General features: G+C 67.2%; 12 protein-coding genes and 2 pseudogenes. 10 read left to right on the plus strand and 4 right to left on the minus strand.

Annotation, left to right across the window (positions count from 1 at the left end):
• Positions 1-101: 101 nt before the first annotated feature.
• The 3 genes from ACYVLT_RS26035 to ACYVLT_RS26045 all read left to right on the plus strand — a co-directional run bounded on the left by ACYVLT_RS26035 (position 102) and on the right by ACYVLT_RS26045 (position 1,740).
• Complete coding sequence (locus tag ACYVLT_RS26035; RefSeq protein ID WP_461122831.1) at positions 102-554, plus strand: hypothetical protein; 453 nt, start codon at positions 102-104, stop codon at positions 552-554.
• 31 nt (positions 555-585) lie between these two features.
• Entirely contained in the window at positions 586-981 is a 396-nt protein-coding gene (locus tag ACYVLT_RS26040) for a hypothetical protein (RefSeq protein WP_461122832.1), read from the plus strand.
• 150 nt (positions 982-1,131) lie between these two features.
• Entirely contained in the window at positions 1,132-1,740 is a 609-nt protein-coding gene (locus ACYVLT_RS26045; protein ID WP_461122833.1) for an antibiotic biosynthesis monooxygenase, read from the plus strand.
• Between the two features lie 70 nt (positions 1,741-1,810).
• Here the strand turns inward: ACYVLT_RS26045 and ACYVLT_RS26050 are convergent.
• The 3 genes from ACYVLT_RS26050 to ACYVLT_RS26060 form a co-directional block, all read right to left on the minus strand.
• Positions 1,811-2,613, minus strand: a protein-coding gene (locus tag ACYVLT_RS26050; protein WP_461122834.1) for an IS5 family transposase whose coding sequence is annotated in 2 segments (ribosomal slippage) — positions 1,811-2,268 and positions 2,268-2,613 — 804 coding nt in all. Because the reading frame shifts where the segments join, the coding sequence is not laid out codon by codon here.
• Positions 2,614-2,662: 49 nt separating this feature from the next.
• A complete protein-coding gene (locus ACYVLT_RS26055; protein WP_461122835.1) occupies positions 2,663-3,082 on the minus strand; it encodes a hypothetical protein in 420 nt (139 codons plus the stop codon).
• 505 nt (positions 3,083-3,587) lie between these two features.
• The gene (locus ACYVLT_RS26060) at positions 3,588-7,835 is read right to left on the minus strand and encodes a hypothetical protein (protein WP_461122836.1); all 4,248 of its coding nucleotides are present in this window, start codon (positions 7,833-7,835) and stop codon (positions 3,588-3,590) included.
• A gap of 438 nt (positions 7,836-8,273) precedes the next feature.
• Between ACYVLT_RS26060 and ACYVLT_RS26065 the strand changes: the two genes are divergently transcribed.
• From ACYVLT_RS26065 to ACYVLT_RS26095, 7 genes and pseudogenes are all read left to right on the plus strand, one after another.
• Positions 8,274-9,155, plus strand: coding sequence for a lipase family protein (locus tag ACYVLT_RS26065; RefSeq protein ID WP_461122837.1), 882 nt, complete (start codon positions 8,274-8,276; stop codon positions 9,153-9,155).
• Positions 9,156-9,217: 62 nt separating this feature from the next.
• Entirely contained in the window at positions 9,218-9,349 is a 132-nt protein-coding gene (locus tag ACYVLT_RS26070) for a hypothetical protein (RefSeq protein WP_461122838.1), read from the plus strand.
• A gap of 131 nt (positions 9,350-9,480) precedes the next feature.
• Positions 9,481-9,930 (plus strand): helix-turn-helix domain-containing protein, encoded by a 450-nt coding sequence (locus ACYVLT_RS26075; protein WP_461122839.1) that lies wholly within the window; start codon positions 9,481-9,483, stop codon positions 9,928-9,930.
• A 150-nt stretch (positions 9,931-10,080) separates the two neighbouring features.
• Positions 10,081-10,578 carry an integrase core domain-containing protein gene (locus ACYVLT_RS26080; protein WP_461122840.1) on the plus strand — a complete coding sequence of 166 codons (498 nt, stop codon included), beginning with the start codon at positions 10,081-10,083 and terminating at the stop codon, positions 10,576-10,578.
• A 94-nt stretch (positions 10,579-10,672) separates the two neighbouring features.
• A pseudogene (locus ACYVLT_RS26085) lies at positions 10,673-10,915 on the plus strand (recombinase zinc beta ribbon domain-containing protein); the annotation flags it as partial.
• A 6-nt stretch (positions 10,916-10,921) separates the two neighbouring features.
• Positions 10,922-11,392, plus strand: coding sequence for a hypothetical protein (locus ACYVLT_RS26090; protein WP_461122867.1), 471 nt, complete (start codon positions 10,922-10,924; stop codon positions 11,390-11,392).
• Between the two features lie 463 nt (positions 11,393-11,855).
• Complete coding sequence (locus tag ACYVLT_RS26095; RefSeq protein WP_461122841.1) at positions 11,856-12,203, plus strand: transposase; 348 nt, start codon at positions 11,856-11,858, stop codon at positions 12,201-12,203.
• A gap of 238 nt (positions 12,204-12,441) precedes the next feature.
• On the opposite strand, the pseudogene ACYVLT_RS26100 reads toward ACYVLT_RS26095, so the two are convergent.
• Positions 12,442-13,737, minus strand: a pseudogene (locus tag ACYVLT_RS26100) (IS630 family transposase); the annotation flags it as partial.
• Positions 13,738-13,773: the final 36 nt, after the last annotated feature.

The following is a 13,773-nucleotide window of genomic DNA, read 5'->3' on the forward strand; positions in this document are numbered from 1 at the left end:
TGACGCCCGCGACGCGGGACCGGACCTGGGCGGACAACGCGGCGGCCCCGAGTCGTTGGAGGAACGGCCCGTTCGGGCCGCACACGTGCGTCGAAGGTTTCGTGTGGCGGGAAGCGTTCGAAGGCGACGACGTCTGCGTGACGCCGGACATCAGGGCGCAGGCACGCGAGGACAACGCGCGGGCCGCCGAACGCCGCGCGCCGGCCGACGAATACCACTGCGTTCCGGTGGACCGCCTGGGCCGGGACGTCTTCTGCGTGAAACTCGACCACGACATCTTCGGCAACTACAACAGCATCCGCACCCGTTACACGCACTTCGGGGGCCCGCTCGACCCCGTTCAGGCCGGTGTGGTGTGGGAAACCAACCGCGGTGAATCGGGTGTGTTCCCGGCTCAGGTCATGAACGGCGACCGCCAGTGGGAAACGCACGCGTGGCTCGACAACGCGTCCGTCGGCACCTGCGCGACGGCGCGGTTGCTCGGCAGCTCTCCGCCGAACGACCCGAACGGCCTTTTCTTCGGCGCCGAATCCGCCGTGTGCCGATTCCGCTGATCCCGTCACCTCCGCAACGAAAGGACAACCCGTGAAATCACCCGGAAAACGCCTGAGCGTCCTGTTCCTGTCACTCGCCCTGGTCTTCGGGCTCGGTCTGGCGATCGCGCAGCCCTCCACGGCGGGCACGACCGGGACCCGCACCCAGGCGGAGATGCCCGACCCCGTGCACAGCTCGCGCTGCTACGCGGGCCAGTGGACCCAGGTCAGGCTGTGGGTGCACCCGTTCGGCATCCCGCACGCCGAGCGCTACGTGGTGAACCCCGGCGTCTTCGTCGAGTGGCGCTGGTTCCAGGACGGCGTCCCGCAGTACTGGTACAACACGTTCACCACGTGGGCGGACATCACCTACACCCCGTCCTGGTTGACCAGCCTGGAGTTCAAGTGCTCGGTCGACTCGCCCGTCTGGGTCTACCCCCTGATGTGAGCCCGCCGCCGGCCGGGGCCGCGACAGGCCCCGGCCGGGGCGGTTCACCCGTGTGCGCCCGCCAAGCGGCCGTCGGCAAGTCGGTTGATCAACACCGGGCCGGTGCCCACAATGCGATCCGTCCGTGTTCCGATACCCCGGAGGTGGACCTTGACCGACGTCACGCACCGCCTGCCCGATGTCGCCCGACCCGATGCCGGGGTGGTCGTGATCAACCCGGTGTACGCGGGAAGCGCCGAGCGGCAGCGCGAGGCGGCCGAGTCGGTGCTGGCCGAGTGGTCGAGCGCGCCGTGGCCGAGGGGACTGCCGTCGCTGAACGTGCTCACCAGCCTCGAAGGCGAGGCGCTGCTCGCCTACTCGCAGTGGACCGACGACGCGGACTGGCACCTGGCCGACGGCGTCCGCTACCGGGTGTTCCGCAGCCTGGACGACAACAAGGGCCGCGAGGTGCCCGGTTGTGTGATCACCGCCGGCTTCGACGTGGACGGCCCGGAACGGCAGCACCACATCGTCGATGCCCTGGTCGACGCCGTCTCCGGCATCGAGCCGTTCCCCGGCGCCCTGTCCTCCCACTTCCACCCCAGCGCGGACGGCACGCGCGTGCTGAACTACGCGGAGTGGACGTCACCAGAAGCCCACGCCCGAGCGATGGACAACGCCAAACTGGACGAGATCTACCGCATCAGCCTCGAAACACCCGGCGTCCGCCCCACCCGCGGCCGGTTCTACCGGCTGCACGGTGCGCTGCGCGCCGACTAGGCCTGGCCTAATCGTGTTCACCGGCGCCACGGCGCTCCTTGTGGCCGTGGTGGTTGCGGCGGCTTAGTGATCAGTTCAGAATGAGTTTGCGGAGGCAGATGATCGAGCAGGCCAAGCTGAGGATGGCCTGGTGGACATCGGCCCGTCGTTCGGTGCGGACGCGGAGTCGTCGGAAGCCTTTGATCCAGGCGAAGGTGCGTTCGACCGGCCAGCGGACCTTGCCCGGGCCGGAGCCGTGGTCGACGCCGCGTCGGGCGATGACTGGTGTGATGCCGCGGGCTCGGACCAGGCGACGGTACTTGTCGTGGTCGTAGCCTCGGTCGGCGTAGAGCCGGCGAGGTCGACGTCGTGGTTTGCCGACCACGCCGCGGATCGGTGGGGTGGCGTCGATGAGCGGGATCAGTTGGGTGACGTCGTTGCGGTTGCCGCCGGTGAGCGTGACGGCGAGCGGGATGCCGGTGGCGTCGGTGATCAGGTGGTGCTTGGAGCCGGGCTTGCGTCGGTCGACCGGGCTCGGCCCCGTGTGGTCCCCCCTTTGAGAGCGCGCAGGTGGGTAGAGTCGACCAGCGCCGCGGACAGGTCCAGCAGACCGGCCGCCCGCAGCTCGGCGAGCAGGCGTTCGTGCAGCTGCTGCCAGACGCCGGCCTCGTGCCACTCGGTCAGCCGTCGCCAGCAGGTAGCGCCCGAGGCGCCGAACAGGGCGGTGGGCAGCCGGTTCCAGCCGATACCGGTACGCACCGCGTACAGAATGCCCTCCAACGCGGCGCGATCGTCCGCGCGCTTGCGGCCGGGATGACGGAAACGCCTCGGACGCACCGGGATCAGCGGTTCCAGACGCGCCCACAGCTCGTCGGTCAAGACCTCCTCACGCACGGGAAGATCTTGGAACACCCTGTGTTGCAGGCAAAGAAGACACGCCGACTCATTCTGAACTGATCACTAACAGCTCCAGGTCACCGCCGTCGACATGCTCGGCCCGACGCAGCTGGCCGCCCATCGCGATGGCATCCGCGCCTGGGCGGACCGCCACCGGCATCGTGGCTGGCCGGCCGACACTCCGGAGTACTTGCTGCGCGGCTACCACACCATGCTGCTGAACACCGGCGACCTCGACTGCGCTACAGCCCTGGGCACCGACAGACGCCGTCATGACCGCCTGCTGCCACTCACCGGCGGAGACCGCATCGCCCTCGGACGGATCATCAGCACCCCGCACGCCCACGCCACTGCCACCGCGGGCGCCACCGAGCTGTGCCCGGTCATCCGGCTGGCTGTGCATTGGGACCACCTCATCGATCGCAACGCCCACGTGCCCACCGGCCCACACCTGCGGTGTGGACACGCCTCGGACTCCATCACCGTGCCATCACGACGGCCCAGTCACTGCCGAACGACCGCCGTGACCAGGCGTTGCGCGAGGTTGTCACGGCACTGGCGAAAACCGGACACCTCGACCACCCAAATCGACACCATCTCCTCGATCACCGACACCCGAGCACAGGACTGGGCACAGATGTCGGTGGCTCGAACACTGACCGAAAGCGGTCAGGGCCCCGCCATGCCGCGGGTCTGCCCAACACCGCCTCACCGGCCTCTCAGTTCCCGATACGCGCGGCCTCGAGCTACCGCCAGTCACCGACCTCGAAGTCACCGTGCCAGCACGGAATATCCTCGCGGTCGACTCGGCCCGCTCACGGGCGTCCATGTTCGCCGACCGGGCGGATTTGAAGTCCTCCGCGTGCTCAACGGCGCCTCTCCGAGGTCGTCTACCGCGCCCTGCGCATCGACGCCATCCAATCTCCGCTTGTCAGACAGAGGAGCGATTTACCGTCCTCCCGGCGCCGTCGTCAGTGGTCAAGCTCGCGTGTGGCTGCCTCGAGCACGGTTAGGTCCCATCCCGCGCTGATGACGATTTCGCCGGCGGGGCCGACCTGAACGTTGCGGAGGCCGTTCTGTTGGAGGAGGACTTCGCCGGTGTGGTCGTGGAGGTTCCACACCCGTACGGTGTTATCGTTGCCGGCCGTGATGGCATGAGGTGTGCCGTCGATGACGGTGCAGGCGATGGCGCGTACGGCTTTGGTGTGACCGGCAAGCGTCGCGGACAGGGTCTGGTCGGCGAGGTTCCACACATGGATGGTCCGGTCGGCACCGGCCGCTAGGACATGCGGCTGGCCGTGGACGAGCGTGCACGACACGGCTCGGACCGGTCCTGGAAGTTGGCCGAGCACTTGTCCGGGGGAATTGCCGTGCAGGTCCCAGACGCGCACGGTGCGGTCGTCGGAGCCGGTGACGGCATGCGGTCGGCCGTCGATCGTCGTGCAGGTAATGGCGTGGACCGGTTTTGTGTGACCGGAGAGCACAGCCCGGCACATCCGGTCCGTCAGGTTCCATAGCCGAATCTTTCTGTCGTCGCCACCGGTGAGAACGTGCGGGTGGCCGTCGAGAGTGGTGCAGGCGAGTGCCCGCAGGGGAGCGGCCTGCCCGGCAAGGGTGAGGTGCCAACTGCCGTTCGTGAGGTTCCACGCGGTGGCTTTCGCGTCGCCGCTGGCCACAATCGCGTGCGGTTGTCCGTTGATCGAGGTGACCGCTAGGGCGCGGATCTGACCGGCAGGACCGGTGTGACCGGGTGGCCAGGACCGCGTGGTGCCGTCGGCGAGGTGCCGCATTCCGAACGTCCCGTCTTGGCGGCTGACCACCAGCATGTTCTGTCCGTCGACGGGTACAGGGGCGAAGGCTGTCACGTCCGACCCGGCTTTGGCCGGGCTCCTCGGGCTGGACGGGGTGATGGGGAGCGTCAGGTTCCAGAGCCGTGCGGTGCCGTCGTCTCCCGCGGTCACAGCGTGCGGGTGACCATCGATCGTGGTGCAGTCGACCGCGCGGACGGTTCCGGTGTGGCCGGTCAAGGTGGCTTGGGGGTGACTGCGAGAGGTTTGGGAGTTCCAGACACTGACGGTGTGGTCGGTGCCGCTGGTGATGAGGTGAGGCTGCCGGTTGATGATGACGCTGGACGCCGACTTCACCAGGGATGCGGACTGGACACCCGACTCGCGCTGGACATCGGCGGAAGCGAGGTCCCACGAATATACGGTGTGGTCAGCGGTGCAGAGGACGACACGCGGGCGGCCGTCAACGACGGTGGAGGTGACGGTCTGCACCGGGGACGGGCCACCGACTTCGGCGTAGCTGACCAGTTCGCCGTCGGTGAGGCGCCAGAGTTGGACGCTGTTTCCGCGCCCGGTCGTGACGACGTGCGGGCGGCCGTCCACCGTGAGGACCGCGAGCGACCGGGCCAGGAGCGCCGCGTCGTTGATAGTCCTGCGGAGCGATCCGTCGGTCAGGTTCCAGATCTGGATGTGCATGCCGCCGGTGGCGGTGAGCGCGTGCGGGAGTCCGTCGACGATGGTGCACGCCACAGCGAGAACCGGCTTGCGATAGCTGGTGAGGGTCGCGCGCAGGGCGTTGTCGGCCAGGTCCCAGACGGCGATGTCTCTGTCGTTGCCGACGATGACCGCATGGGGCCGGCCGTCGACAGCGATGCAGGCGATCGCGTGGACAGGTCTGGTCGGGTAGGGGACGACCGAGCGCAACACGCCGTCGGCGAGGTCCCACACCCGGATCGTCCGGTCGTTGCCGGCGGTGACGGCATGGCTGCGGCCATCCATGTCGAAACAGGCCACGGCCCGGACCGAACCGGTGTGCCCGGTGAGGGTGGCCCGCAAGTGGGTGCTGGTCTGGTGTCCGGTTGCCCATCGCGGGCGCCAGGGGTGGGTACGTCCGAACGTCCGAGACAGGGTGCTGTCGCCGAACCGGAGCGCGTCGACCGACAGCACGAGTCGGCGTTGTGCCTGGGTGAGCGAGCGGTGCAGCGTCGTTCGGTAGACGGCGCTGACGGAGGTCGCGGTCGGGGTGACCGTGTGGTGGAGCACCGGCAGGAGCGTGTCCGGGTCGGCGTGTACGAGGTACTCGGCGTCGAGAACGAGTTCGTCGATCCGCCCGGCCGCCGCGGCGTGCGTCGCCAGGTGTGTGAGTGCGTAAGGACTGGCACGCGTCCAGTCCATCCGGGCTTCGGGGCTGAGGGGGATGCGCTCGCGCAGGACGGTGGTGAAGGCATCGTGAACGCGGTGCGCGTCGGTGTCCTCGCGGAGGTGCTCGGCGAGGGCTTGGTGGTAGAGCCGGTAGGCGGAGCGGTCGTGATCGGTGTTCTCCACGATGTAGGAGCCCGCATTGTGGCGTAGCCACACGATGTCGTCGTCGGTGTAGTCGCGCCCGGAGATGCGGGTGGCCAGGGAAGCCCAGATGTCCTCCCACGGCAGGCCTTGGCCTTCGGCATAGGCCAAGGGGACGAGGAGGTCTCGGGCGCGTAGGACATCGGCGCCGAGGCGGGCTTCCAAGTCGCGGCGCATGGCGTCGCCGGGCAGGCTCGGCAGGGACGCCTGCCATACGCGGTCGCCGGGGTCGGCGACCGGAGGCTGGGTGGAGAGGGTTGTAGCGGTGATCCGGGCGACGAGGAACGACGTCCCGGCCGCTTCGGCGACGGCCTCCGCCACCTTGACGAGGTGGCGGCGTGGCAGCTCCCGGTAGGCGCTGTCGACGGTGGCACCGAGCAGGTTCCGGATGGCGTACGCGGTCAGCGCGGGGCGGTCGGCGTACCGGGGTGCGTCCAGGTCGGTCACCAGCCGCTCGTCGGCGCGGCTCAAGTCGGTGACCAGAACGGGTAGGAGGTGCGGGCGGGTTCCCACAAGGAAGCGGATCCGACCCTGGGCGGACTTGATGAGCGAGGCCAGCAGCCCACTCGCGAGGTCCAGGGGTGCGGCGGCTTCGTCCAAGCCGTCCAACAAGACGGTGAACGGCACCGTCCGGCTTGTCAGAGCCTTCAGCAGCTCATCTGTTGTCGAGGCGTGCACACGGGCGGCCGACGCCACGGCGTGCAGGACCTGCCCGGACGTCAGGCCGCGGGCAGTGAGCCGCACGTCGACCGCTCCGCGAGAGGGCAGCGACTCGACCGGAAGGCCCAGGGTTCCGACAGGCACCGATGGACGCCGGTCGGGGTCGGACAGCGCGGCCAGCATGCCGAGGACAGCGGACTTGCCTGATCCGGGTGCGCCCGTGACCACCCGCAACGGTTCGGACGCGTCAGGGAGGTTCAGCCAGGCGGATAGGTCGCGGAGAGCATCACGACGCCCGGTGAACCACCACCCCCCGTCAGGTGCGTCGTGGCTGCCCATAGCACGGCGCAGCACGTCATCCCGGAATGCGATCTCCTGTTTGTCGGCTGTGGCACGCCACTCGGCCACCCTCTGAGCCACCAGGTCGACGCCGTCGAGTTCGTTATCGTGCCGCGGATTGACCAGGAACGGCGGTTCCGCACCGGTCATCCCGACCTTCGCGATCCCGATCCGCTGGTGCCCTGGTCGGTTCACGTGCTTGTTCATCTGCTCGACGAGGACCTGAGTGTCCAGGGTCGCAGGGCCGTGGCCCGCCACAGCCACCGCGTCGATGGCGTCGCGCAGCAGCCTCGGGAACATCCCGGCCACGGCTTCCTCGTTCGGCTGCGAAGAGGCGATCACCACCATTCCCGCCCCAGGTTCTCGTCCCCAGGTGTCAGTCAGCAGGCTCAGTGCCCGGGCCGCGATCTCGTTGCCGCCTCGACCGGAATGGCAGGTGTCGAGCATGAGCAGCAGCCGCCGCACCCGGGTGCCGCGGAGGAGCTTCGCCGTGAGGTCCGCGGTGGACAACGCGTCGCCGAGATCGTCCGGATGGGTGTCAGACGTGATCAGAACGTGCTCGCCGGTCTCTTCCAGCACATGCCCGTGACACGTGATGTAGACGGCCAGCATGTCCCGCTCGTTGAGCGAATCGGGAGCCCTCGGGGAGCACACGTCCCGCAACCCTGCCGCGAGTTCGTCCCTGGTCGGGTCAACACCGAGATCCGACAGGTGCCGGTATCCGAGGCGGGTGGTGAACAGGTCTATGACGTCTCGACGGGCCGCGGTCAAGGTCGGCCGGTCCCACAGTTGGTGGTGCCGGTGCCGTGTGACCGCTGTCGCCACCAGCAGGCGTCTGCCCTCGGCGTACAGCGGATCCTGCGGATTCACGGCACACCACGCTCGACCGCAGGACAGGGCATGCAAGGAACGGGCGTGCAGGCCCTTATACCGTCGCGCACCGGGAAACCTCACATCGGTTCGCCGACTCCGGTGGCGAGTCGTTATTCACGGCGGTTACCTACCCTCGCAAGGCACCAACTACCTCTATCAGTTCGACGCCTCGCTGGACAGAGGTCCGAGAGCGGCTCGGCGCATCAGGGTCACGATGCACAGCTACTCCAGCTTACCAACGTCTGTCCCGACTCCACCGAGCGCTGGTACTTTGGCTGCGGCCGACCGGCCAGGACACTACCCGAGCGATCGTCATATTTTGTGTCCGGGAGCTCGTCAGTTCGGAAAATCGACTCTGGTAACTGCACGGCGCAGGTGGAACAGGCCTGCACGATGCCATGTGATCCCGTACTTGCCGAAGGTCTGAGGTGCTGTGTGGCGTCAGTGGTGTGTGTTCACGGTATCGGGCAACAGAGTCTGGGCGAGCGGTCGCTGCTGACGTCCTGGGAACCGGCTCTGCTGGACGGAATCACTCGTTACGCCGCGACCGTGAGCGGTGAATCGGCGGTTCACCCCGGCGGCGTGGTACCCAGTTTGGCGATGGCGTTCTACGGGGATGTGTTCCGACCTGGAGGGTCGCTCCTGGGCGTGGGTGACCCGATGCTCGGTCCGGGTGACGTGGCGCCGGGCTTGGAACAGGAGTTACTTGCGGCGTGGTGGGCCGCAGCCGCCGAAGCGGACGAGCGCGTCGCTCCTCCAGACGGTGACACGCTGGCGTCCACGCCCGGATGGGTGCAGCGGGCGTTGACGCAGCTGTCGAACAGTCGGTTCTTCGCCGACGTGGCGCTACGAGCATTGGTGTTCGACCTCAAGCAAGTCGCCCGCTACCTCACCGAACCCGAGGTGCGGGCCGCCGTGCGGGCACGGGTGCTCGGCGCCCTCGGCGAGGAGACTCGGGTGGTGGTGGCACACTCCTTGGGAACGGTGGTGGCCTACGAGGCGCTCTGCGCGACGCCGGGCCACGGGGTGCGAGCCCTGGTCACGTTGGGATCGCCTTTGGGCATCGCGAACCTCGTGTTCGACCGCCTCGACCCGGCTCCCACCGGTGGAACGGGGGCGTGGCCCGGCAGCGAGGACTTGATGTGGACGAACGTGGCCGACAAGAAGGACGTCGTAGCGCTGATCAAGGACCTGCGTCCGCAGTTCGGGGAGCGGGTCCGTAACACGCTGGTACACAACGGCGCGAATGCGCATTCGGTTGTGCCTTATTTGACCGACAAGGTCACGGGCGCGGCGATTTTCGACGGGTTGCGATGACGCAACTCTGTTGTCGCGCAGAACTCCTTGACACTACAGCCGCGATGTGAATCTTCGAGGAGTTGTCGCTGGCAGCGGCTGTGCAGGCCACGAATTTCTACCAGGCGGCGGACTCGCCGCTGCGGATCCAGCGGTTCGCCGCCGCACTGGCCCTCGCCCAGACCGGCGTCACCCTCGACTCAGAACCACCGTAATCCTGAGGGTGTGTCTGCCGACAACTCCATCCATGCAGGTTGAAGCCGTGCGTAGCGTGAGCGGTCGAGGTGCTCCTGGGTGCGGCTGCAGGCCCGCAGCGCCCTCGGCTGACGCGGCATGATGACCGGCTGTGCTGCTCCGACTGGCCTACCTGGGCATGACCAACGCGTTCGCGCTACTGCGACTGCTGCCCATGAGCGACCGGGATAAAGACACGGAGATCCTGGCGCTACGGCACCAGATCACCGTCCTGGAACGCCAACTGGGCCAGACCCGGCCGCGGCTCTCCCCCGGCGACCGCGCGTTCCTCGCGGCACTGCTGCACCGACTCCCGGTCGGCACGCTTCGTCGGCTCCGATTACTGGTGCGCCCGGAAACAGTCCTGCGCCGGCACCGAGACCTCCTTGCCCGCCGTCATGCAGCCAGATCCCGTCCCAAGCGTCCCGGCCGCCCACGAACCATCCGCTCGATCCGACTCCTGGTGCTGCGCCTGGCACACGAGAATCCCGGCTGGGGCTACCGCCGCATCCATGGCGAGCTGCTCGTTCTCGGCATCACAGTCGCCGCCTCCACCGTCTAACAGATCCTCAAAGACGCCGGGGTAGCCCCGGCTCTCGAGCGCACCTCGACGACCTGGTCGGCCTTCCTCCGCTCACAGGCCGAGGCGCTACTGGCCTGCGACTTCTTCGAGACCCGCACGTTGAGCGGAGCCCGCCTACATGTACTCGCCGTGATCGAGCACGCCAGCCGCCGGATCCGCGTGCTCGGCGCCACCGCACACCCGACCGCAGCCTGGGTCACCCAAGCCGCCAGGAACCTCGTCATGGACCTCGAAGACGCGGGCAGCACCGCAGGGTTCCTGATCCGCGATCGGGACGGCAAGTTCCCGGCGTTGTTCGACGCCGTCCTCGCCGACGCCGGTGTCCAGGTCGTCCTCAGCGGCGTCCGCATTCCGCGGATGAACGCGATCGTGGAGCGCTGGATCCACAGTTGCCGCCGTGAACTCCTCGACCGAACGCTGATCTGGAACCAACCGCACCTACTCCAAGCCCTGCGCGAGTACGAGCGGTTCTACAACACCCACCGACCCCACCAGGGCATCGCCAACGCCCGACCACTACATGCGCTACCACAGCCAGCCACCGATCAAGCAGCGGTCACCCGACTCGACATCCGCCGACGGCAACGACTGGGCGGCATCCTCAACGAATACCACCACGCCGCCTGACCTGCACGGACGACATTTTCGGCAAGGACAGGATGACAACCGTGCCCGCGAGCGCTTCGAGTTATCGGGCTTCGTGCGTCTTCTACCTGCATGGATGAGGTTTTCGGCAGGCACAGGGCTGGCGACGGCCCGGAAGACGGAACGCTCGGAGCGGCCGACGAAACGGACGTACGCGTTCCGTGGTCGGGTGCGGTGCACGGTGTGCGAACGGAAGATGGAAGCAAGCCCGCGGGCACGCGGCATGTACTACCGCTGCCCTGCAAGGACTCTTCCGACCGGTTCGCCCTACCTGGGCACCCACCCACCGACGATCTACCTCCGCGAGGACGTTCTTCAGGAGGCGGTGAACAAGTGGCTCGGCCAGCTGTTCGCGCCGAAGAACGTTGACCGGACCGTGGCTGCATTGGTTGCCTCACAGGGGACTGAGACCCCCACGAACCACGAGGTGGCGCGGAAGCGGTTGGCCAAGGCGGAACAGGAACTGAGCCGGTTCCAAGCGGCGATCAAGGCGGGAATCGACCCGATGGCGTTGGTAGAGCCCATGAATGAGGCTCAGGCCATGCGGGCGGCGGCCAAGGCTGAACTGGAGGGCACTCCACCGCCGCAGACTCTGACGGCCGCAGACGTACACGCCATGATCGACTCTCTGGGTAACGTCCGAGCGGTGCTCAACGATGCCAAGGTGGAGAGCCTGGCTGACCTCTACAGGGCACTTGACCTGCAAGTCCGCTACAAAAACAATGCCCACGTGGCTGATGTGATCATCAAGCCAGTGGGCAATGTGAATAGTACTCGTGTCCGAGGGGGGACTTGAATCCCCACGCGTGGGATGCATCCCCACCGGGGGGTCGAATCCCCGCGCCTCGTCACCACGATGATCTTGTTGGCGCCCGTCCCGTTGTGGGGACGTGTCACACGTAGAACCTGGCACACACGATCTTCCAGTGTCACACCGTCCACAATGGGTGGTGGCCTGACATGGTGGCGTCACTGGCCTGTTGCCTTCTTGATGCGATGGGCTTCTACGGCAACACCGCGTGTCGGACAAAAGTGCCTTTCGGTCGACGCGTCGTTGCCGCGGAAGTGTCGCCGATGAGCACCGCCGCGCCGGTCAGCCGAACCTCGGCAAGCCTGGACGTCGGCGATGGGGTCGGCGGAGCAGGAGCGGTCACGAGGTCTCACCCCGCCTGCTCCGTCGAGGGCGGCGTGTTCGTCCGAACGGCAGCCGGTTCTCTACGGAAGCCTCAACGATCAGCTATCCTCGCTCCGACAATCCGGTGTTGCGACGACCAATTGAATCCAGGACCTACACGGCGTTCCGCTTCGCGGAACGGTTGGCGGACAACGGGGTCCTGCCTTCCATGGGGTCGGTCGACGACTCCTACGATAATGCCCTGATGGAGAACTTCTTCTCCACGCTGAAGATCGAGTTGGTCTACCGCCGCTCCTGGCGCACCCGCGACGAGGCCGAGAACGACCTGTTCCGCTATATCGAGGGGTTCTACAACACCGAGCGCATCCAGAAGGACCTCGGCTGGCTCAGCCCCGACGAGTACGAAGCCGCCTGGCACGCCGCCCAGACCCAGCCAGCTACCATCCCGACGGCACCGACCGCAGCCAGGTAAAACCCGCCTCGGGTTATCGGGGGAAGCTCAGCCATGGTCGACTGCCTGGCGTAGGCCGACGACATCCACAAAGCGAGTAGCACGATCGACGGACGGCCCTACGGCTCGGTGAAGAAGCGAAGCCCTCACCGCACCTCGTCGCCTCCACGTGCCACGACAGGGCAAGTCGACGATGACCTAGTGTCGTGCGCCGGAGATCCAAGGCTTTAGTTTTGCGGGTTTTCTGGTGGTCGGTGACCTTTGCGAGGGAGTTGAGGATCTCGTCGGCGGTCTTGGTCCAGGTGAAGGGGCGCGGGTTGTCGTTCCAGGTGTCGATCCATGCCGTGATGTCGTTTTCCAGGGCGGTCACGGAGGTGTGCACACCGCGGCGGATGAGTTTGTCGGTCAGCAGGCCGAACCACCGCTCGACCTGGTTCATCCACGAGGACCCGGTCGGGGTGAAGTGCAGGTGGAACCGGGGGTGTTTGCGCAGCCAGGCTTTGATGTCGGGTGTGTTGTGGGTGGCCTAGTTGTCGCACACCAGGTGCACGTCCAGCTCCGCCGGGACGGCCTTGTCGATCGTGACGGGGAACTTCTTGAACTCCACGGCCCGGTGTCGGCGGTGCAGTTCGCCGATGACCGTGCCGTCGGCGATGTTGAACGCGGCGAACAGGCTGGTGATGCCGTGCCGCAGATAGTCGTGGGTGCGCCGCTCGGGAGTGCCCGGCATCAACGGCAGCACCGGCTGGGACCGGTCCAACGCCTGGATCTGCGCCTTCTCGTCCACGCACAACACCACCGCCCGCTCCGGCGAATCGTGGTAGAGCCCGACGACATCGACGACCTTGTCCACGAACAACGGGTCGGTGGACAGCTTGAACGAGTCCTGCAGATGCGGCTTGAGGTCGAATTCCCTCCAGATCCGTCCGATCGTGGACCTCGACAGGCCCGTGCGTTCGGCCATCGAGGCCCGCGACCAGTGAGTGTCCTTGCCCGGGCCGGATTCCAGGGTCGCCACGATCACGTCCTCGACCCGGTCGAGCAGGATCGACGGCGGACGACCCGGCCGGGGCTCGTCCTGCAGACCGGCCAGGCGCTCGGCGACGAACCTTGCGCGCCAACGATTCACGGTGGACTCGTCGACACCGAGATCGGCCGCGACCTGCTTGTTGGCAACGCTTTCCGCGCACCGCAACACGATCCTCGCGCGCAAAGCCAGAAACTGGGCCGTCTTCGCACGCCGCGCCCACCGAACCAGTTGGGCACGCTCGACCTCGTCCAGGACCAGCTCGGCCTTGGGACGACCCATCGGTCCCGCATCCTCAAGCCCGGCCATCCGCTCCACGGCGAACTTCCGGCGCCACTTGGACACCGTCTTGACCGCGATCCCGAATGCCAGCGCCGCACCCGCGTTCGGCATCCCGTCTGCGCACGCCAACACGATCCGGGCACGCTCCGCCGAGCGCCGGTCCGCCGAACCCGCACGACGCAACAACTCGACCCGCTCAGCCTCCGACAGCACTATCTCCACAGCCGACGGACCCCGGTGCGCCATGCCAACACGGTACAACTAACCTCTGGAATTTCTGAC

The sequence above is a fragment of the Saccharothrix stipae genome (assembly GCF_054781895.1).